The sequence below is a fragment of the Pseudomonas sp. FW305-7 genome (assembly GCF_058786735.1).
On record NZ_JBYSZA010000002.1, the window covers coordinates 286867 to 304878 of the forward strand.

Below are 18012 nucleotides of genomic sequence, written 5' to 3' on the forward strand. Positions count from 1 at the left end.
GTTTCGGATTCTCAAAAAAGCTGCCCTGATTGGCAGCTTTTTTGTATATGGATTTTTTGCAGACAGTTGCAGAAAGGGGACCTGACGTCCCCTTTTTTCATCCGCAAATCCCGTTACTGCTTGGCCTTCACACTCCGCACTTCAATGTGATCAAGCATCCCTTCGACGATCAATCGCACCCCATCCGCCAGGGATGTGTTTCTTCAGGTGTAGGACCGAGGTTATTAGCCGACCTTAAATATATAGATATCCCGGATGCCCCAACCCCAGTAGCAATCGCGTAGCTTCTGCCTTACTTCTTGTGCGACCACGGCGTTGGTGGCACCAGCCTGCCAGCTATACCGACCCTCGTTAACATCAAGAAATTGATAGATCCCAGCTCCAGTACGCACCATGGCGACAGTGTGCCCCCAGTTCTGTGCGGCGGCGGGTTGGTTGGCATCGGAGCCAAACATAACGATGACCGCGCCGGTGCCTGCAGCTAATGCAAGGTGAGGGGCCATTTGAATGAGGCTATGAACGTGATGGGCTTGAAACGGCCGTCCTTGGCGTCGCGCCGGGTCTTCGATAAATCTTTGGGTGGGGGATTCGGCAATCTGCAGATACTGGGCATATTGGGCACCACCCCAATTGCCTCTGAGTGCATATTCCCATCTGAGGGCATAGGCCCTTTGGTGAGACACTCCACGAAAATACGCAGTCTCGATATCCCAAGGTTGATTTTGCAGTGTGGAAAGAACCCACTCAGTCGACATGGCATGACAGACGCCACCCAGGCTTTGAAGATCTATGACATTGGTGTCGAGCCACGTTCCTTGATCAAGCGGAATGTCCAAGTTCATCGAATCTTCCTTTTTCGATTGGTTGGAAAACTGGGGGGGATGACCCAAACGGCACGATTGTGGGTATAGCACACAAAGCCAGCGTATGTAGTTGCCAGGCGAGATGGCGTGACTTGGCAGTCATCATGCGAGAAAAGCGCGACATCGTCTTCTAACCATCAGCGATAGTGGCGAATCTTTCCGAATCCCTTACACTGCCCCGGCCGTTCATTTTCCTTTTGAGGCTGTGCGCATGAAATTTCGTTTTCTTCTGTGGATGCTGGGTCTGTTGATGGGTAAGGCCAGCCGGACAAATCCTGCGTTCCAGCAGCAGTTGGGTGACAAGGAACTGGTGTTCCAGCTACAGACACTGGATGGGAAAGTGGCGCGGCATTTCCTGGTGAAGAATCAGCGCATCACCAGCAAGTCTGGCGTGGTGGCGGAGCCGGCGTTTGCGATTGCCTTTAAAGATGCCGCTTATGGCTTTGCCACGATGCAGGCAAAGAACAAGCAGTTGGCGTTTATGCAGGGGATTCAGGACAAGTCGATCCAGCTCAAGGGCAATCCGGCGCTGGTGATGTGGTTTCAGGGGTTGATGAAATATTTGGTGCCGAGGAAGGCCAAGCCTAAGGCTTGAAGCGCCATTTTTTTTAAAAAGCAGTGAGTAATTGATTCGGCTCGATAAGTCAGTCAATTGGCGCGCAATACCACGAGCACCTGTCAGAAGTGACAGGTGTTTTTGTTTGAATGATGAGGCTTCATAGGGGCGTCCAGCAGTAAAGGGACTTATCCGGATTGGAGAGTTATCAACATGACCGTACAAGCAGGCGAGTTTGATACAACATTCGCCAATGACGGCAAACTCAATTGGGAGTTTCCTGAGTTTGTCAGCATTACTCCGCAAGTTGTTCTTCCTTTGCCTGACGGTCGGCTGCTCGTCGTGGCAAATGAGTCAGGTAGGTCCCCTGGCTTCGTAGTCGCAAGGCTTACTGAGAAGGGGCAGCTTGATGTTGGCACCGGGTTTGGCGAAAACCAGCAAGGTTTTGCGCGGATTTCGACAGGGGAAAAAATGTTATCAGGGAGATTTGGCGCAAGCTTGTTGAGAAATGGTGGGATGCTGATAACGGTCCATTACACGTCGCGGCAGCCGAGTTATGAAAGTGGTTTCGTTGCCATCCAGTTGCTACCGGAAGGTCGACTCAACGATGAGTTTGGTGAAGGCGGTGTGGTTACGTTCCCGTACGGTTCAATACCCGTAACACTAAGTCGAGCGGCCACGGCTGCACGAGCACGCCAAAATTTATCTCGAAATATTAAGCCTGCTGTTCAGAGCACCGCCAATTCCGGAGCGTCTGGTATCGAGTTGTCAGGCGGCAAAATAGCGCTGGTGTCATTTGGCTTTGATCCTGCTGCGCAGCAAACCAAAGGCTTGGTCATGCGACTCAATCCTGATGGTACTTTTGATGACACCTTCAACAAAATCGGTTCGGCCACTGTTGAATTGGCCGAGTTGGGTCCGGGAGGAGATAACGCCGCCCGTGGAGTGGCTGTTCAAGCAGACGGTGGCTTGGTGGTGTATGGCGACTTTCATGATGAAGGCACCTTCGGTACGTATGCCGTGCGCTTCACAAAGGATGGAATGCGGGACGATAAGTTCAGGACAACCATTATGTCCTCTGATCGGCTGCCGATTTTCAACGATATTGCCGTGAGGAAAAAGGACGGAATCATTGCTTTGATAGGAGGCCAGCACGATGACGGCTTCATTGGTGGTGAAGGGGTGATTGTCGTACTCAGTGCGGATGGCTCACCTCACCCTATGTTCAACAATGGCCAACCGTTATGTACCAAAGTCGTGCCTGAGGTTGGCCAAAATTGGTCGAGCTGCGCGTTTGGCGAGGTGGATGAAAGCAAGTTGATTGTCGCCGGCACCAGTGGTGATGTGTTTGCTACTGATGAGACGCACGCCGTCTGTGCACGTTATCGCCTTACCGGCGAGCTCGATTCGACGTTCAACGGCAGTGGGTGGGTATCTTTTGATCAGGAGGAGAAACTGGAAATTAGTTTAGATCTGCACGTCACCGCGCAAAATAAAATCGTCATCTGCGGTGAGTATTGGAAAGACCGGTTGAGTTTTGCTACAGGCGGATGGATAGCACGCTTCATTGCCTGATCAATAAACAACGCTCTGATGGCCCGCTCTCACGAATAAAAATGATCTCGTGAGAGCGGGTTTTTTATGCCTGGCTGAACTGCGAAGCCAGTTCGCGCAGCAGGACTTCGGCTTCGAGGACTTTGCTGACGACGTCGTTGGCTTTGTCGCGGGTCAGACCCACACGCTCCAGCAGGGCGTCGGGGATGTCTTCATCCGGGCCGGAGCCGATGCCACGGCTGCGCAGCAGGCGTACGGCCAGGCAGACGAGATTCGGATATTCAGCGTAGGCGCCGTCGTAGCTTGGGTCGTGCTGGAAGCGCAGGGCGGTGGCCAGTTCGTCGGGCATGTCCCAGTAGCGCATCAGCCACGAGCCGATCTGTTCACGGCTGATACCGAGCAGGTGTTGCTCGATGTAGCTGTGGCACAGGTGCGGGTTGACCTCCAGGTGGCGGCAGATCAGCGAGAAGTGTGGCGGAAAGACGTGGGCCAGCAGCAGGTAACCGAAGTTGTGCAGCAGGCCGGCGAGGTAGGTCAGGCCGGCCTCCGGACGCTGGGCGCGTGGCATGGCGCGGGTCAGGCCTTCGATGACGGCGGCGGTGTAGATCGACTGCTGCCAGTACGGCGTGGTGTGTTGCGGGTGGTCTTTGGGCAGGCTCAGGGTCTTGCCGAGGGCCAGGCCCAGCGCCAGGTTGATCACCAGATCGAAGCCGAGTACGCGAACGATCGCGTCTTCCACCGAACGAATCTTGCCCGGCGAGGCGTAGTACGGCGACGCCGCCCAGCTCACCACTTGCGCGGCCAGCGCTGGGTCGGTTTCGACCACGCCGGTGATGTCGTCGATGGTGGCGTTGGGGTCGACGCGCAACTTGATGATTTTCTGCGCGGTTTCGGCCAGTGGCGGAATCTCGATGGTCGCTTCCAGACGCTGCTGGATACGCCGCGCGGTGAATGCCTGCACGGCCTGGGTGATTTCCTCGCGGTCATCGTCCGGGCGGTCGAGGTTGGGGCGGATGCTGCTCAGGGCTTCGCCGAAGTTGGCGGCGCTGGCCTTGGTCAGCATGGTCTTGAAGTCTTCGCTGGCGATTTCCAGCAGCAGGCCCGGCTCGCCGGAGTTGATCAGCAACTTCGGTTCGCGCAGCAGGCTTTCTTCATAGAGGCACGGCGAACTGGTCAGCGCCGGCAGGCCTGGCAGCAGGCTCAGGCTGTGTTTGCCGAGCATCTTTTCCAGGCGCTCGGTCGAGACGGCGGTCAGGCGACGGCCCGTCAGCTCAGCGAGGCGATTGAGATCCAGCAACTGGCTCTGTGGAAACAGCACCATCAGGGCGCCAACGGCGTCGTCCAGCAACACGGCTTGCACTTTGCGCGAGGCATTGAGGCCGTGGTGCTCGAGCACTTCTTCGTAGGCGACGCCCAGCTTGTTGAGCAGCAGCCGAATGACAGACGGAGCGTGCGGAGATTCGGGGGCGAGAGCAGCTTCGGTCATGGTCTGTATCCGTTTTTGAAACAATGGCAGGAGTATAACCAGCTCTGTCGGAAGGATCTTTCAGAAACTGCGACGGTGCTCACACTTGGCCGTATTGCTGCCCGTGGCGCAGCCAGCGATCAAGCAATGGGCTGACGTGGGTCGGCCAGCGCTCCAGCAAAGCCTGCGCAGCATCGCGCACGGCGGGCAGCAGGTCGGCGTCGCGCATCAGGTCGGCGACCTTGAATTGCAGCAGGCCGGTCTGGCGGGTGCCGAGCATTTCGCCGGGGCCGCGCAGTTCGAGGTCTTTTTCGGCGATGACGAAACCGTCGTTGGTCTCGCGCATGATGCCCAGACGCTGACGACCGATCTGCGACAGCGGCGGATGATAGAGCAGCACGCAATGGCTGACCGCACTGCCCCGGCCAACGCGGCCGCGCAATTGGTGCAGCTGCGCGAGGCCAAGGCGTTCAGGGTTTTCGATGATCATCAGGCTGGCGTTGGGCACATCGACGCCGACTTCGATCACCGTGGTGGCGACCAGCAGTTGCAGGTTGCCGGCCTTGAATTCGGCCATCACCGCAGCTTTCTCGGCGGGCTTCATGCGCCCGTGAATCAACCCGACTTTCAACTCGCCGAGGGCGAGGGTGAGGTCTTCAAACGTGGTTTCGGCAGCCTGACAGGTCAGCTCTTCCGACTCTTCGATCAGCGTGCACACCCAATAGGCCTGACGGCCCTCGGCGCAGGCACTGCGCACGCGTTCGATGACTTCGACGCGGCGGGTGTCGGTGACCAGCACAGTGTTGACCGGGGTTCGACCGGGCGGCAGTTCGTCGAGGATCGAGGTGTCGAGGTCGGCGTAGGCGCTCATCGCCAAGGTCCGTGGAATCGGTGTGGCGGTCATGATCAGTTGATGCGGACACATGCGCCCGCCGACACCTTTCTGCCGCAGCGCCAGGCGCTGCTGGACGCCGAAGCGGTGTTGTTCGTCGATGATCACCAGTGCGAGATTTTTGAACTGTACTTCGTTCTGGAACAGCGCGTGAGTGCCGACCACCATCGGCGTGCCGCTGGCGATCTGCTCCAGCGCGGCGACGCGGTTCTTGCCCTTGAGCTTGCCGGCCAGCCACGCGACATCTATGCCCAGCGGTTCGAGCCAGCGTTTGAAGGTGATGAAGTGTTGTTCGGCGAGAATCTCGGTCGGCGCCATCAGCGCAACTTGGTAACCCGCCTCCAGCGCTTGCAGCGCGGCGAGGGCGGCGACCACGGTTTTACCCGCGCCAACGTCGCCCTGAATCAGGCGCAGCATTGGTTCGTGCTGACTGAGGTCGTAGGCGATTTCGTTGCCGACGCGTTGCTGGGCGCCGGTCGGGTTGAAGCCGAGGTTGGCCAGATATTTCGGCGGCAGTTTTGTGGCTTTCGGCATCGCCGGCGCGCGCAGTGAACGCATGCTCTCGCGCAGGCGCTGCTGCGACAGTTGATGCGTCAGCAGCTCTTCGAAGGCGAGGCGATGTTGCGCCCAGTGATGACCGAGGGCGAGTTCGTCGACATCGGCATCGGCGGGCGGGTTGTGCAGGTAGCGGATCGCATCGGCCAGCGGCGCCAGTTGATAGTCGCGGGCAAGCTCGGTCGGCAGCCAGTCGGGCAGGGTGGCAGGCTTGAGCATCGTCAGGGTCTGCATGCACAGCTGGCGCAGACGCGCCTGGGTCAGGCCTTCGGTGAGCGGGTAAACCGGGGTCAGGGTTTCATCCACCGGCGGCGGTTCGTCGCCAGTGATGGCGCGATATTCCGGGTGGTAGATTTCCAGTCCTGACGCACCGGGACGGGCTTCGCCGTAGCAGCGAATCCGCGTGCCGCGCTTGAGGCCTTCTTTTTGCGCGTTGCTGAAGTGGTAGAAGCGCAGGCTGAGGCCGCCGGTGCCATCCTGCAAACGCACGACGAGGCTGCGGCGGCGGCCCATGACAACATCGGCACCACTGACAGTGCCTTCGACCACGGCGTCCTGCCCTGGCCGCAATGCGCCGATCGGCACCACGCGGGTGCGATCCTGATAACGCAGCGGCAGGTGGAACAGCACGTCCTGGAGATTCTCCAGGCCGACCTTGGCCAATTTCTCGGCCATGGCTTCGCCGACACCCTTGAGTGCCGTCACCGACACTTGCGACAACTCAGTCATGACGCTGGCTTAACCGGCCGTAACCGGTGCCGCTGGCTTGGCCACCGAGCACAGGCGAACGGAATCGGCGAGGATCTCGATGGCTTTCGGCCGCGGGAAGCTCGCGCGCCAGGCGATGGCCACGGTGCGGAACGGCACCGGCGGCGACAGCGGCCGCACTTCGATCACGCCCGGGGCGTAGTGATGGCTGTCCACTGCCGACAACGGCAGGATCGAGATGCCCAGACCGGAGGCGACCATGTGCCGAATGGTTTCCAGCGAGCTGGATTCGACCGTGGTGTGCTTGGCGCCGTCGTTGCCCTTGGTCAGGGTCGGGCAGGCTTCCAGCACTTGATCGCGGAAGCAGTGGCCTTCGCCGAGCAGCAGCAGGCTCTTGTCGTTGAGCAGGCCGGCGTCGATGGTTTCTTTTTGCGTCCACGGGTGCTGGGCCGGCATCAGGACGTAGAACGGTTCGTCGTAGAGCGGCAGGGTCAGCACGTCGGCTTCGTTGAACGGCAGCGCGATGATGATCGCGTCGAGCTCGCCGTTGCGCAGTTTGTCGCGCAGCACGTGGGTGAAGTTTTCTTCGATGTACAACGGCATCTGCGGGGCGACCCGGTGCAGTTGCGGAATCAGGTGCGGGAACAGGTATGGGCCGACGGTGTAGATGGCGCCGACTTTCAGCGGGGCGGTCAACTGGTTCTTGCCGGCCTGGGCCAGTTCGCGGATGCCTTGGGCCTGCTCCAGCACTTTCTGCGCCTGGGCAACAATGCCTTCGCCGACCGGGGTCAGGCGCACGGCGCTTTTGCTGCGCTCGAAAATCAGCACACCGAGTTCGTCTTCAAGCTTTTTCACGCCCACGGAGAGGGTCGGCTGACTGACGTGGCACTTCTCGGCCGCGTGACCGAAGTGCTGCTCTTGGGCGAGGGTAACGATGTAGCGCAATTCTGTGAGAGTCATAGCAAGCGTCCATGAAGATGCGGGCCAAGCATACCGGCTGCAATCGATAGACGCACGTTATCAGACTGAGGGAGGCGTGCGACACCGGGCAATGTGTGTTTGCCGTTGTTAGATATGCAAAAGGCACCTTTCGGTGCCTTTTTGACTTGGTTCTCTGGGTTTGCAGAGAGTCCAGTGGGAGCTGGCTTGCCAGCGATTGCAGTGTGTCAGCCAAGGATTTATCAACTGATCCACCGCTATCGCTGGCAAGCCAGCTCCCACAGGTATTGCAGTGTTGCTTAGCGGCGGCGTTCGAGGGAATAAACAAACGGCGCAACAATTTCGATCGAGCCATTGTTCAGCATGTCGGCCGGTGGCTTGGGCAGCGGTTGTGCGCGGCGGATCATTTCCAGGGTGGCCCGGTCCAGATCGGCGTTGCCGGAGCGGCCCACCAGTTCGAACGACAACACATTACCTTCGGCATCGACCACAAAACGCAGACGGTTCAAGCCTTCCTTGCCCCGTGCCTGAGCGCTGGCCGGGTACTTTTTGTACTTGGCCAGATGCGCGAGCAGGGTGCCTTGCCAACTGGCCTTGGCGGCCATTTGTGCAGGCGACGGGCCTGGCGCAGGCTGGGCGGATTTCTCCGTCGGTGCCTGAGTCGGTTGCGTGTCGGCCGGTTTTTCCTCGGAAGGTTTTTCCTTCGGCGGATCGGGCAGCTTCTTCTCGACCGGCTTCGGCGGTTTAGGCTTTGGCTTCGGTTTAGGCTTCTGCACCGCGATTTCGGCTTTTGGCGCTTCGGCCAGTTTCGGGATCGGCAACTCTTCGACCGGAGCCGGTGGCTGCGGCGGTGTGACGACTTTCGGCGGTGCAGGCGGTGGCGGGGCCGGAATCGGGGCCAGCTCGACCATCATTGCCTGCGGCGGCAATTCGATGGGCGGGCGGGCGGTCCAGTTCAGCGCCAGCGCGATGGCCAGCGCATGAACGCCCAGCACCACGGCCAGGCTACCGCTGTAACGCGTCAGCTTATGGCGCGTCGTGATCATTTCTTGACCGCGCTCTCGAGTCCGACCAGACCAACCTTCAGGTAACCGGCGGAGCGCAGGTTATCCATCACGCTCATCAGATCGCCGTAATCCACGCCTTTGTCGGCCTGGAAGAAGATCGTCGTGTCTTTCTTGCCTTTGGTGCGGGCGTCGAGGGTGGCGCCCAGTGTTTCGGGCTTCACTTCGTCTTCACCGAGGAACAGGCGCTGGTCAGCCTTGACGCTGAGGAATACCGGTTTCTCTGGCCGCGGCGCCGGTTTGGCGGTCGAGGCAGGCAGGTCGACTTTGATATCGACGGTGGCCAATGGAGCGGCCACCATGAAGATGATCAACAACACCAGCATCACGTCGATGAACGGCGTGACGTTGATTTCGTGGTTCTCGGCCAGATCGTCGTCTGCGCCTTCTTTCAAATGCAGGCCCATGGCCGATTACCCCACTTTGACCATGTGCGGCTGCGAGCTGCGCTCAGGCTGGTGGTCGAGGTCGCGGCTGACCAGCAGCAGAACTTCTGCCGAGGCATCGGACACCTGCGCCTTGTAACCGGCGATGGAGCGGGCGAAGACGTTGTAGATCACCACCGCAGGAATGGCCGCAACCAGACCCAATGCAGTGGCCAACAGCGCTTCAGCGATACCGGGCGCTACGACAGCAAGGTTGGTGGTCTGGGTTTTGGCGATGCCGATGAAGGAGTTCATGATGCCCCACACGGTACCGAACAGACCCACGAACGGTGCGGTGGAACCGATGGTGGCGAGAACGCCAGTGCCGCTGCTCATGTTGCGACCGCAGGCTGCAACCAGACGCTCAAGACGGAAGCTGACGCGTTCCTTGATGCCTTCTTTCTCGCGGCTGTTGACCGACAGGCGCATTTCTTCGAGCGCGTCGTGCACCAGCAGGTTGGCGAGGGTGCCCTCCTTGCCCGCCGTGGCGCTGGCTTCCTTAAGGGTGGTGGCTTTCTTCAGAGCGGCGATTTCACTACGCAGACGACGCTTGGCGCCCATCAGCTCGAAGCCTTTGGCGATCCAGATGGTCCAGGTGATGATCGACGCGATGGCCAGACCGATCATCACGATTTTCACGATGATGTCGGCGTTCTGGTACATGCCCCATGGCGACAGGTCGTGGGCCATGCCCAGCGTGTTGTCGGCTTCGAGCACTTCAGGAACGTCGGCAGCGTCTACTGCTTGCACCGGATCGGTGGCGGCAGGAGCAGCGGCTGGCGCGTCAGTAGCAGGTGCATGCTGTTCGGTCGCGACCGGGGCGGCTGGTGCCTGGGCGTCGGCGAAAGCAGCGGTTGGTGCCAGCATCAGGCTGAGCAGCAAAGCCGCCATTGCGCTCCAGGCGCGAGGTCGATTGGTTGGCGAAGCGGGAATTTGATTGCGTGTCATGCTGGCCGGACCTGAGATAGAAAAACGTTGATGCTCTTCCAGGCCTCGTAAGGCCGAGAACAAAAGTGGCGTGCATTATTGCAAGTAATTCTTGTTAACAAAAGTAATAGAGTATCTTTTTTTCCTTCATTGCTAGCCGCCCGTCCTTTGCCAGCGCTAGTCTGTATCTTTCCGATAGGAGTTTTTTGATGTCCGCGCCTTCTGTTTTGATTGCCGGTTGTGGTGATGTCGGCAGTCGTCTGGCCAAGCAATTGCTGGCGGCTGGCTGGGAAGTTCATGGCTTGCGCCGGGATGTTTCGAAGCTGCCCGACGATGTGATCGGCGTCGCCGGCGACCTGTTCAACGAAGACTGTCCGGCGACCTGGCCGGTGGGTGCCGTGGACTATCTGGTGTATTGCGCGGCAGCCACCGATCACGACGAGGCTGGTTATCGCGCCGCTTACGTGCAGGGTTTGCAGAATGTCCTGAGCTGGCTCGACGACTATGGTCAGGTGCCGGAGCGGCTGATCTTTGTGTCCAGCAGCAGCGTTTATGGACAGCAGGATGGGGAGTGGGTGGATGAACACTCAGAGACCGTCGCCGCCGGTTATTCCGGGCGCTTGATGCTGGAGGCTGAGCAGGTGGCGCTCAATAGCGGCATTCCGGCGAGCATTCTGCGTCTGACTGGCATCTATGGCCCGGGCCGCGAATGGTTGTTGACTCAAGTGCGTCGCGGTTATCGCGTGGCGGTGGAGCCGCCGCTGTATGGCAATCGGATTCATGCTGACGATGCGGCCGGTTTGCTGGCATTCCTGTTGGAGAAGGCTCGGCAGGGCGTGAAGCTGGAGGATTTCTACATCGGCGTCGACGATGCACCGGCGCCGTTGGCCGAAGTGGTGGGCTGGCTGCGCGAGTATCTGGGCGTTACCGAATGGGCGGAAGATGCCAGCGTTCGGCGCACCGGCAGCAAGCGTTGCAGCAACGCCCGGGCGAAAGCGTTGGGCTGGACGCCGACTTACCCAAGCTACCGCGAAGGTTATGCCGCAATTCTTGAAGGTAAGTGCTGACTCCCGCACACCACAAACCAGTGTGGGAGCGGGCTTGCCCGCGATGGCGGCATGGCAGTCAACACAAGTGTTGAGTCTGATGGCCTCATCGTGGGCAAGCCCGCTCCCACAGGGTTATGTTGTTCTAAGCGTGTGCTTACTGCTTTTCGAGCAACCACTTGCGTTCGCCCGGCGTGTACTGCGGCATTTCATCAGCCAATGCAGTGTTTACCGCCTGGAAGATCTCCAGTTCCTTGCCCTTGCGCGCAAAGATGTAGGCGTTGCCCTGACCATTGAGCTGCAGCCACATATTGTCATTGGTGCTGCTCATCGATGCGCAGTCACCCGCCAGGCACAGGGCATAGCGATCGGCACCCGGCAAACCGGAGACCTGGCCATCGGCCTGGAACTGCACGGTGTTGCCTTCACCCTGGCCGCTGGCGATTTTCCAGCTGCCGCCCATGTAAGCGGAATACAGCGCGCGTTCGAAACTGGCGCCGATCGGTGCGCCTTCCGGCACCGGGATCTGGGCGCGGTCGAAGACCTGTTCCGGTTCGTTGTCGCTGGCGGCTTGCTGCAGTTGCCCGCCATCACGTTTCAGCTCGCTGGCGGAGCTGCCATAGAAGTCGACTTTCCAGGCGCCGGATTTCTCACCCAGCAGCCGTCCTTCGACGTTCTCGAAACCGTTGGTGTAGCGGGCCTGGCTGGCCTTGGTGTTGATATCCCATTCCAGATTCGGGCCGTAGGCCTGAAGCGCTTCGCGCAGGGAGCCGCCCTTGGTGGCAGCATCGATCGCCACCTGGTTGATCCAGGTGCCGCTGATGTCACGGTCGGCAGGGTTGCTGGCGCAGCCGCCGAGGAAAATGGCGAGCAGCGGGAGAGCTAGCGCTTTGCGCATGGTGGAATCCTTTCAAAACCTTGTCTTGCTGAGCAGTCGGCGCGGCGTTTGAAGGCCGCGCCGTGCGCATCACTCGATGACCAGAATGGCATCCATTTCAACCTGCGAACCCTTTGGCAAGGCAGCTACGCCGATGGCGGCGCGGGCCGGGTATGGCTGGTCGAAGTACTTGCCCATGATCTCGTTGACCTTGGCGAAGTGGCTCAGGTCGGTGAGGAAGATGTTCAGTTTGACGATGTCCTTGAACGAACCACCGGCAGCTTCGGCCACGGCTTTGAGGTTCTCGAACACCTGGACGGTCTGGGCTTCGAAGCCTTCAACCAGTTCCATGGTTTTTGGGTCCAGAGGAATCTGGCCCGACATGTAGACGGTGTTACCAGCCTTGATCGCCTGGGAGTAAGTACCGATGGCGGCCGGGGCCTTGTCGCTGGTGATAACAGTCTTGGTCATGTATGACTCCTTGTTAGGTGTGAGTTATGCACGCATGCGGGTAATGCGGATTACCCCGGTCAGGGCGCGCAGTTTCTTGATCACGCGGGCCAGGTGCACACGGTCGTGGACGCTGACCACCAACTGGACAACGCTGATGCGACCATCGCGTTCGTCCATGCTGATTTTCTCGATATTGCCGTCGGCCGCGTTGACGCTGCTGGCCAGCAGAGCGATCAGGCCGCGCTGGTGTTCCAGCTCGACGCGCAGCTCGACGTTGAATTCGCCGGTGACATCCTTGGCCCACGAGAGCTGGATGCATTTTTCCGGGTTGTGCCGGATTTCGCTGATGTTGCGGCAGTTGTCGAGGTGCACGACCATGCCTTTGCCCGCCGACAGATGCCCGACAATCGGGTCGCCCGGGATCGGCGTACAACATTTGGCGTAGCTGAGAACCAGACCTTCGGTGCCGCGAATCGCCAGCGGGCCTTCCGGACTCGGCAGTTGTTCGCCTTCACCGAGCAAGCGGCGGGCGACGACGTAGGCCATGCGATTGCCCAGACCAATGTCTTCGAGCAGGTCTTCAATCAGTTCGAGGCGGTACTCGGTGAGCATCGCTTTTACGCGTTCGGCCGGGATCTTCTCCAGCGCGCTGTCGAAACCGTTGAGGACCTTGTTCAGCAGGCGTTCGCCGAGGCTGATGGATTCCGAGCGGCGTTGCAGTTTCAGCGCATGGCGAATGTGCGTTCGCGCCTTGCCGGTGACGACGAAGTTGAGCCAGGCCGGGTTCGGTCGTGCACCGGGGGCGCTGACGATCTCGACCGTGGAGCCGCTTTGCAGCGGTTCGGACAGCGGTGCGAGGCGGCGGTTGATCCGGCAGGCGATACAGCTGTTGCCGACGTCGGTGTGCACCGCGTAGGCGAAGTCGACCGCCGTGGAGCCTTTTGGCAGCTCCATGATCCGGCCTTTGGGCGTGAACACGTAGACCTCGTCCGGGAACAGGTCGATCTTCACGCTCTCGATGAATTCCAGCGAGTTGCCGGCACGTTGCTGCATTTCCAGCACGCCTTTGACCCACTGGCGGGCGCGGGCGTGAGTGCCTTTCGGCTGCTCGTCACCGCTGGATTTGTACAGCCAATGGGCGGCAATGCCGTTGTTGGCCATCTCTTCCATTTCGCGGGTGCGGATCTGGATCTCGATCGGTACGCCGTGCATGCCGAACAGCGTGGTGTGCAGCGACTGATAGCCGTTGGCCTTGGGAATCGCGATGTAGTCCTTGAAGCGCCCCGGCAACGGTTTGTACAAATTATGCACAGCGCCTAGCACGCGGTAGCAGGTATCGACCTTGTCGACGATGATCCGGAACGCGTAGACGTCCATGATCTCGTTGAAGGCTCGACGCTTGCCGCGCATTTTCTTGTAGATGCCGTAGAGGTGTTTCTGGCGACCGCTGACTTCACCCTGGATGCCGTCGATGGCGAGGCAATGGCCGAGGGACTCTTCGATCTTGTTGACGATTTCCTTGCGGTTGCCCCGGGCGCGCTTGACGGCCTGGTAGATCCGCGCGGAACGCATCGGGTGCATGGCCTTGAAGCCGAGGTCTTCGAATTCGATGCGGATCGCGTGCATGCCCAGCCGGTTGGCGATGGGCGCGTAGATTTCGAGGGTTTCCTTGGCGATCCGTCGGCGTTTTTCGCCGGACAGCACTTCCAGCGTGCGCATGTTGTGCAGACGGTCGGCAAGCTTGACCAGGATCACGCGAATGTCGCGCGCCATGGCCATGGCCATTTTCTGGAAGTTTTCGGCTTGTGCTTCGGCCTTGGTCTCGAAATTCATCTGGGTCAGTTTGCTGACCCCGTCGACCAGTTCGGCCACGGTTTCACCGAACTGCGCTTGCAGCGCTTCTTTGGCGATACCGGTGTCTTCGATCACGTCATGCAGCATCGCGGCCATCAGGCTCTGATGGTCCATGTGCATGTCGGCAAGAATATTGGCCACGGCAAGAGGATGCGTGACGTACGCCTCGCCGCTGCGGCGGCGCTGGCCGTCGTGGGCTTGTTCGGCGTAGAAATACGCTCGGCGGACCAGGTTGACCTGGTCATTGCCGAGGTAGGTCGATAAGCGATCGGCGAGGGCGTCTATGCTCGGCATGATGATTCCTGCCGTAGGCTGTGATCCCGCGCCGTGCTACGTCGACCAGGCATAGGCTTAGACGGCCTCGTTGGACTCGTCCTCGAACGCTGCGAACAGCGGTTCGTCTTCGACGATTTCAGCGTTGGCGATGAACTCGTAGCTCATCAGGCCTTCAGCGATTTCACGCAGCGCTACAACGGTAGGCTTGTCGTTTTCCCACTGAACCAGTGGCTCTTTGCCGCCGGTGGCCAGTTGACGGGCACGTTTGGTAGAGAGCATGACCAGCTCAAAACGGTTTTCCACGTGGTTCAGGCAGTCTTCAACGGTTACGCGGGCCATGGTATTCCTCGGAGCGAATGCAATATGCGCGCTGCCCGGTTGGGCGAGCGGACTCAACAGTTTAAAAAATCACCAGCGATTAGGGAAGCGCTGATTTTTTAACCAAGCCCTTCAACGCGCCGCAAGTGCCAATGTAAAGCCCTTGCAGCGGTTTTGGGAAGTGCTGATTAGCCGAGCAATTCGGCCAGTAATTTGCCGAAACGCACCTGTTGGCGTTTCTGCTGCAACTGATTGGCACGGAAAATCGCCTTCAGATCGTCCAGCGCGTGGCCGAAATCATCGTTGATGATCAGGTAGTCGTACTCGACATAGTGGCTCATTTCACTGACGGCTTCGCGCATCCGCCCGGCAATGATCTCGTCGCTGTCCTGGCCGCGGTTGGTCAGGCGCTGATGCAATGCTTGCAGCGACGGCGGCAGGATGAAGATCGAACGTGCCTGCGGCATCAGCTTGCGCACTTGCTCGGCGCCTTGCCAGTCGATTTCCAGAATCAGGTCGTGACCTTCGTCCAGGGTTTGCTGCAGGCGGCTTTGCGAGGTGCCGTAGAAGTTGCCGAAGACTTCGGCGCGTTCGAGGAAGTCGCCGTGCTCGCCCATCTTCACGAACTCTTCGCGGGTCACGAAGTGATAGTTAACGCCGTCCACTTCACCCGGACGCATGGCGCGTGTGGTGTGGGAGATCGATACGCGAATCTCCGGATTGGCATCGGTCAAAGCTTTGACGAGGCTGCTTTTGCCCGCACCCGATGGCGCGGAAATGATGTACAGGGTGCCGGTGCTGTGGGTCATGTCTGTTGCCTTACTCAATATTCTGCACTTGTTCGCGCATCTGCTCGATCAACACCTTGAGGTTGACGGCGGCTTGGGTGCTGCGCGGGTCGAAGGCCTTGGAGCCCAGTGTGTTGGCTTCGCGGTTGAGTTCCTGCATCAGGAAGTCGAGGCGGCGCCCGGCCGCACCACCGGACTTGAGTACCCGGCGAACTTCGATGATATGGGTGCTCAAGCGGTCCAGCTCTTCGGCCACATCGCTTTTTTGCGCGAGGATGACCATTTCCTGTTCCAGGCGCTGCGGATCCAGTTCGGCCTTCATGTCGGCGAAGCGGTCGAGAACCTTCTGGCGCTGGGTCGCGAGCATCTGCGGTACCAGTTCACGCAGGGTCACGACGTCTTCTTCAATGGACGTCAGGCGTTCGTTGATCAGTCGAGCCAGCTCTGAGCCTTCACGCTCGCGGCCCGCTTTCAAATCTTTCAGGCCTTGATTGAACAGTGCGAGGGCTTCGGCATTCAGCGCTTGCGGATCGCTTGCATCAGCAACCAGCACGCCAGGCCATGCCAGCACCTCCAGCGGGTTCAGCGCGGCCGGATTCTTGATCAGCCCGGCAACGGTTTCGGCGGCGGCGACCAATTGCGCGGCGCGCTCGCGATCAACTTGCAGCGGCTTGCCGGTGCTTTCTTCGGTGAAACGCAGGGTGCATTCCAGTTTGCCTCGCGACAGGCCCTGACGCAGGGCTTCGCGGACGGCGCCCTCAAGGTCGCGGAACGACTCCGGCAGGCGCAGGTGCGGTTCCAGATAGCGGCTGTTGACCGAGCGCAATTCCCAGCTCAGGGTGCCCTGGACGCCGGCTTTTTCGACGCGGGCGAAGGCGGTCATGCTGTGCACCATGGCGGTGACCTCGCAATGCAGATCGGCGCGGAACTGCAGTTCCACGGGCGCGATATGAATGAATTTAAGCCGACTGGCAGCAAAGGCGCAGGATTGTAGCGCAGTGCGGCGAATGCGCCCAAACACACGGTGTGACAAAGGGCTGCAGCCCGTCGGTAATGCGTGGTTCAGGTGCTTCGGTCGTCGGCGCGGATTTTTAACAAGTGCCCAGTGACGGTGCAGCGCTCTATAATGCTCGGCAGTTTTCCGTCCCTAGTACAGGTATTCCCTATGAAACGTCCAAGTGGTCGCGCTGCCGATCAGCTCCGCTCGATCCGCATTACCCGCAACTACACCAAACACGCCGAGGGGTCCGTACTGGTCGAGTTCGGTGATACCAAAGTCATCTGCACCGTCAGCGTCGAAAACGGCGTGCCGCGTTTCCTCAAGGGCCAGGGCCAGGGCTGGTTGACTGCCGAGTACGGCATGCTGCCGCGCGCCACTGGCGAGCGTAACCAGCGTGAAGCGAGCCGTGGCAAGCAAGGCGGCCGCACCCTGGAAATCCAGCGTCTGATCGGCCGTTCGTTGCGCGCTGCGCTGGACATGTCGAAGCTGGGCGACGTGACGCTGTACGTCGACTGCGACGTGATCCAGGCTGACGGCGGCACCCGCACCGCGTCCATCACAGGTGCCATGGTCGCGCTGGTCGATGCGTTGAAGGTCATCAAGAAGCGCGGCGGCCTGAAAGGCGGCGACCCGCTCAAGCAAATGATCGGCGCGGTATCGGTCGGCATGTATCAGGGTGAGCCTGTGCTGGATCTGGACTATCTTGAAGATTCCGCCGCCGAGACTGACCTCAACGTGGTCATGACCAGCACCGGCGGTTTCATCGAGGTGCAGGGCACCGCCGAAGGCGCGCCGTTCCAGCCTGAAGACTTGAACGCCATGCTGGAGCTGGCCAAGAAAGGCATGAACGAAATTTTCGAACTGCAGAAGGCCGCACTGGCCGACTGAGCAGGTTCCAACCCGCAAGGAGGACGCGATGAGTGACGAGCAAGAGTTGCTGCCCAAACCGAGCCAGGAGGTTCGCCAATGGGCGATGTTTTGTCACCTGTCCGCCTTGCTGGGGATCTGGATTCCGTTCGGTAATCTGATCGGGCCGTTGATCCTGTGGCAGATGAAGCGCGAGTCGGATCCGTTCATTGATGCCCAGGGCAAGGAAGCGCTGAATTTTCAGATCACCGTGGCGATTGCTGCAGCGATCTCTCTGCTGCTGATGGTGTTGATCATCGGTTTCTTCCTGCTCGGTCTGCTGGCCATCGGTGCGCTGGTGTTGACGATCATCGCCGGAGTGAAGGCCAACGAAGGTTTTCCTTATCGTTATCCGTTCACTTGGCGCTTGATCAAATAACGATCAGTGCACATTTCCCCTGGGAATTGTTGAAGTTCGTAGTGCTTTAAAATAAATGCCCTGACTTGTCAGGGCATTTGTATTTTTGCAACTGAAATAGTTTTCCTGGCGCGTAAGATTAGTCTGCTTGCGATAAGCGGACAAATAGGTTGTAACATCATTTTCGG

At 59.5% G+C, this 18012-nt stretch carries 18 protein-coding genes; 5 read left to right on the plus strand and 13 right to left on the minus strand.

Annotated features, from left to right (window positions below):
• Positions 1 to 224: 224 nt before the first annotated feature.
• The gene (locus AC3WMT_RS04365; RefSeq protein ID WP_103302613.1) at positions 225 to 842 is read right to left on the minus strand and encodes a hypothetical protein; all 618 of its coding nucleotides are present in this window, start codon (positions 840 to 842) and stop codon (positions 225 to 227) included.
• Positions 843 to 1074: 232 nt separating this feature from the next.
• Between AC3WMT_RS04365 and AC3WMT_RS04370 the strand changes: the two genes are divergently transcribed.
• Both AC3WMT_RS04370 and AC3WMT_RS04375 read left to right on the plus strand, forming a co-directional pair.
• Positions 1075 to 1458 (plus strand): SCP2 sterol-binding domain-containing protein, encoded by a 384-nt coding sequence (locus AC3WMT_RS04370; RefSeq protein ID WP_103302612.1) that lies wholly within the window; start codon positions 1075 to 1077, stop codon positions 1456 to 1458.
• Positions 1459 to 1632: 174 nt separating this feature from the next.
• Positions 1633 to 2994, plus strand: a complete 1362-nt coding sequence (locus AC3WMT_RS04375; RefSeq protein ID WP_103302611.1) for an NHL repeat-containing protein — start codon at positions 1633 to 1635, stop codon at positions 2992 to 2994.
• 64 nt (positions 2995 to 3058) lie between these two features.
• Here AC3WMT_RS04375 and AC3WMT_RS04380 read toward each other — a convergent pair whose 3' ends face one another.
• The 6 genes from AC3WMT_RS04380 to exbB all read right to left on the minus strand — a co-directional run bounded on the left by AC3WMT_RS04380 (position 3059) and on the right by exbB (position 9969).
• The gene (locus AC3WMT_RS04380; RefSeq protein WP_103302610.1) at positions 3059 to 4459 is read right to left on the minus strand and encodes an aminoacyl-tRNA deacylase and HDOD domain-containing protein; all 1401 of its coding nucleotides are present in this window, start codon (positions 4457 to 4459) and stop codon (positions 3059 to 3061) included.
• Between the two features lie 79 nt (positions 4460 to 4538).
• On the minus strand, positions 4539 to 6614 hold the full coding sequence (gene recG, locus AC3WMT_RS04385) for an ATP-dependent DNA helicase RecG (protein ID WP_103302609.1): 2076 nt from the start codon (positions 6612 to 6614) through the stop codon (positions 4539 to 4541).
• A gap of 9 nt (positions 6615 to 6623) precedes the next feature.
• Positions 6624 to 7553, minus strand: a complete 930-nt coding sequence (locus AC3WMT_RS04390; protein WP_103302608.1) for a hydrogen peroxide-inducible genes activator — start codon at positions 7551 to 7553, stop codon at positions 6624 to 6626.
• A 278-nt stretch (positions 7554 to 7831) separates the two neighbouring features.
• Positions 7832 to 8578: a TonB family protein gene (locus tag AC3WMT_RS04395; protein ID WP_103302607.1), complete on the minus strand. Its 747-nt coding sequence runs from the start codon at positions 8576 to 8578 to the stop codon at positions 7832 to 7834.
• Positions 8575 to 9003: a TonB system transport protein ExbD gene (gene exbD, locus AC3WMT_RS04400; RefSeq protein ID WP_103302606.1), complete on the minus strand. Its 429-nt coding sequence runs from the start codon at positions 9001 to 9003 to the stop codon at positions 8575 to 8577. Before exbD ends, AC3WMT_RS04395 begins: the two co-directional genes overlap by 4 nt.
• Positions 9004 to 9009: 6 nt before the next feature.
• A complete protein-coding gene (gene exbB, locus AC3WMT_RS04405) occupies positions 9010 to 9969 on the minus strand; it encodes a tonB-system energizer ExbB (protein WP_103302605.1) in 960 nt (319 codons plus the stop codon).
• Between the two features lie 188 nt (positions 9970 to 10157).
• Between exbB and AC3WMT_RS04410 the strand changes: the two genes are divergently transcribed.
• Positions 10158 to 11015 carry an SDR family oxidoreductase gene (locus tag AC3WMT_RS04410; protein WP_103302604.1) on the plus strand — a complete coding sequence of 286 codons (858 nt, stop codon included), beginning with the start codon at positions 10158 to 10160 and terminating at the stop codon, positions 11013 to 11015.
• A gap of 136 nt (positions 11016 to 11151) precedes the next feature.
• On the opposite strand, the gene AC3WMT_RS04415 is transcribed toward AC3WMT_RS04410, so the two are convergent.
• From AC3WMT_RS04415 to AC3WMT_RS04440, 6 genes are all read right to left on the minus strand, one after another.
• A complete protein-coding gene (locus AC3WMT_RS04415) occupies positions 11152 to 11892 on the minus strand; it encodes a putative periplasmic lipoprotein (RefSeq protein WP_103302603.1) in 741 nt (246 codons plus the stop codon).
• Between the two features lie 69 nt (positions 11893 to 11961).
• On the minus strand, positions 11962 to 12342 hold the full coding sequence (locus tag AC3WMT_RS04420) for a RidA family protein (protein ID WP_003229509.1): 381 nt from the start codon (positions 12340 to 12342) through the stop codon (positions 11962 to 11964).
• A 24-nt stretch (positions 12343 to 12366) separates the two neighbouring features.
• Complete coding sequence (gene spoT / locus AC3WMT_RS04425) at positions 12367 to 14472, minus strand: bifunctional GTP diphosphokinase/guanosine-3',5'-bis pyrophosphate 3'-pyrophosphohydrolase (RefSeq protein WP_064589822.1); 2106 nt, start codon at positions 14470 to 14472, stop codon at positions 12367 to 12369.
• Between the two features lie 57 nt (positions 14473 to 14529).
• Positions 14530 to 14793: a DNA-directed RNA polymerase subunit omega gene (gene rpoZ / locus AC3WMT_RS04430; protein ID WP_007894670.1), complete on the minus strand. Its 264-nt coding sequence runs from the start codon at positions 14791 to 14793 to the stop codon at positions 14530 to 14532.
• Between the two features lie 167 nt (positions 14794 to 14960).
• A complete protein-coding gene (gene gmk / locus AC3WMT_RS04435) occupies positions 14961 to 15581 on the minus strand; it encodes a guanylate kinase (protein ID WP_103302602.1) in 621 nt (206 codons plus the stop codon).
• A gap of 10 nt (positions 15582 to 15591) precedes the next feature.
• The gene (locus AC3WMT_RS04440; RefSeq protein WP_103302951.1) at positions 15592 to 16455 is read right to left on the minus strand and encodes a YicC/YloC family endoribonuclease; all 864 of its coding nucleotides are present in this window, start codon (positions 16453 to 16455) and stop codon (positions 15592 to 15594) included.
• Positions 16456 to 16725: 270 nt separating this feature from the next.
• On the opposite strand from AC3WMT_RS04440, the gene rph reads away from it, so the two are divergent.
• The gene (gene rph, locus AC3WMT_RS04445) at positions 16726 to 17448 is read left to right on the plus strand and encodes a ribonuclease PH (RefSeq protein ID WP_027610407.1); all 723 of its coding nucleotides are present in this window, start codon (positions 16726 to 16728) and stop codon (positions 17446 to 17448) included.
• Between the two features lie 28 nt (positions 17449 to 17476).
• A complete protein-coding gene (locus AC3WMT_RS04450; RefSeq protein WP_103302601.1) occupies positions 17477 to 17845 on the plus strand; it encodes a DUF4870 domain-containing protein in 369 nt (122 codons plus the stop codon).
• Positions 17846 to 18012: the final 167 nt, after the last annotated feature.

Excerpts from the sequence above, each read along its gene's own strand:
- gmk (WP_103302602.1), bottom strand. The coding sequence starts at position 15,581 with ATGACCCACAGCACCGGCACCCTGTACATCATTTCCGCGCCATCGGGT.
- exbD (WP_103302606.1), bottom strand. The coding sequence starts at position 9,003 with ATGGGCCTGCATTTGAAAGAAGGCGCAGACGACGATCTGGCCGAGAAC.
- AC3WMT_RS04365 (WP_103302613.1), bottom strand. The coding sequence starts at position 842 with ATGAACTTGGACATTCCGCTTGATCAAGGAACGTGGCTCGACACCAAT.
- AC3WMT_RS04380 (WP_103302610.1), bottom strand. The coding sequence starts at position 4,459 with ATGACCGAAGCTGCTCTCGCCCCCGAATCTCCGCACGCTCCGTCTGTC.
- AC3WMT_RS04440 (WP_103302951.1), bottom strand. The coding sequence starts at position 16,455 with ATGGTGCACAGCATGACCGCCTTCGCCCGCGTCGAAAAAGCCGGCGTC.
- rpoZ (WP_007894670.1), bottom strand. The coding sequence starts at position 14,793 with ATGGCCCGCGTAACCGTTGAAGACTGCCTGAACCACGTGGAAAACCGT.
- AC3WMT_RS04395 (WP_103302607.1), bottom strand. The coding sequence starts at position 8,578 with ATGATCACGACGCGCCATAAGCTGACGCGTTACAGCGGTAGCCTGGCC.
- exbB (WP_103302605.1), bottom strand. The coding sequence starts at position 9,969 with ATGACACGCAATCAAATTCCCGCTTCGCCAACCAATCGACCTCGCGCC.
- AC3WMT_RS04370 (WP_103302612.1), top strand. The coding sequence starts at position 1,075 with ATGAAATTTCGTTTTCTTCTGTGGATGCTGGGTCTGTTGATGGGTAAG.
- AC3WMT_RS04415 (WP_103302603.1), bottom strand. The coding sequence starts at position 11,892 with ATGCGCAAAGCGCTAGCTCTCCCGCTGCTCGCCATTTTCCTCGGCGGC.
- spoT (WP_064589822.1), bottom strand. The coding sequence starts at position 14,472 with ATGCCGAGCATAGACGCCCTCGCCGATCGCTTATCGACCTACCTCGGC.
- AC3WMT_RS04420 (WP_003229509.1), bottom strand. The coding sequence starts at position 12,342 with ATGACCAAGACTGTTATCACCAGCGACAAGGCCCCGGCCGCCATCGGT.
- AC3WMT_RS04450 (WP_103302601.1), top strand. The coding sequence starts at position 17,477 with ATGAGTGACGAGCAAGAGTTGCTGCCCAAACCGAGCCAGGAGGTTCGC.
- AC3WMT_RS04375 (WP_103302611.1), top strand. The coding sequence starts at position 1,633 with ATGACCGTACAAGCAGGCGAGTTTGATACAACATTCGCCAATGACGGC.
- AC3WMT_RS04410 (WP_103302604.1), top strand. The coding sequence starts at position 10,158 with ATGTCCGCGCCTTCTGTTTTGATTGCCGGTTGTGGTGATGTCGGCAGT.
- recG (WP_103302609.1), bottom strand. The coding sequence starts at position 6,614 with ATGACTGAGTTGTCGCAAGTGTCGGTGACGGCACTCAAGGGTGTCGGC.
- rph (WP_027610407.1), top strand. The coding sequence starts at position 16,726 with ATGAAACGTCCAAGTGGTCGCGCTGCCGATCAGCTCCGCTCGATCCGC.
- AC3WMT_RS04390 (WP_103302608.1), bottom strand. The coding sequence starts at position 7,553 with ATGACTCTCACAGAATTGCGCTACATCGTTACCCTCGCCCAAGAGCAG.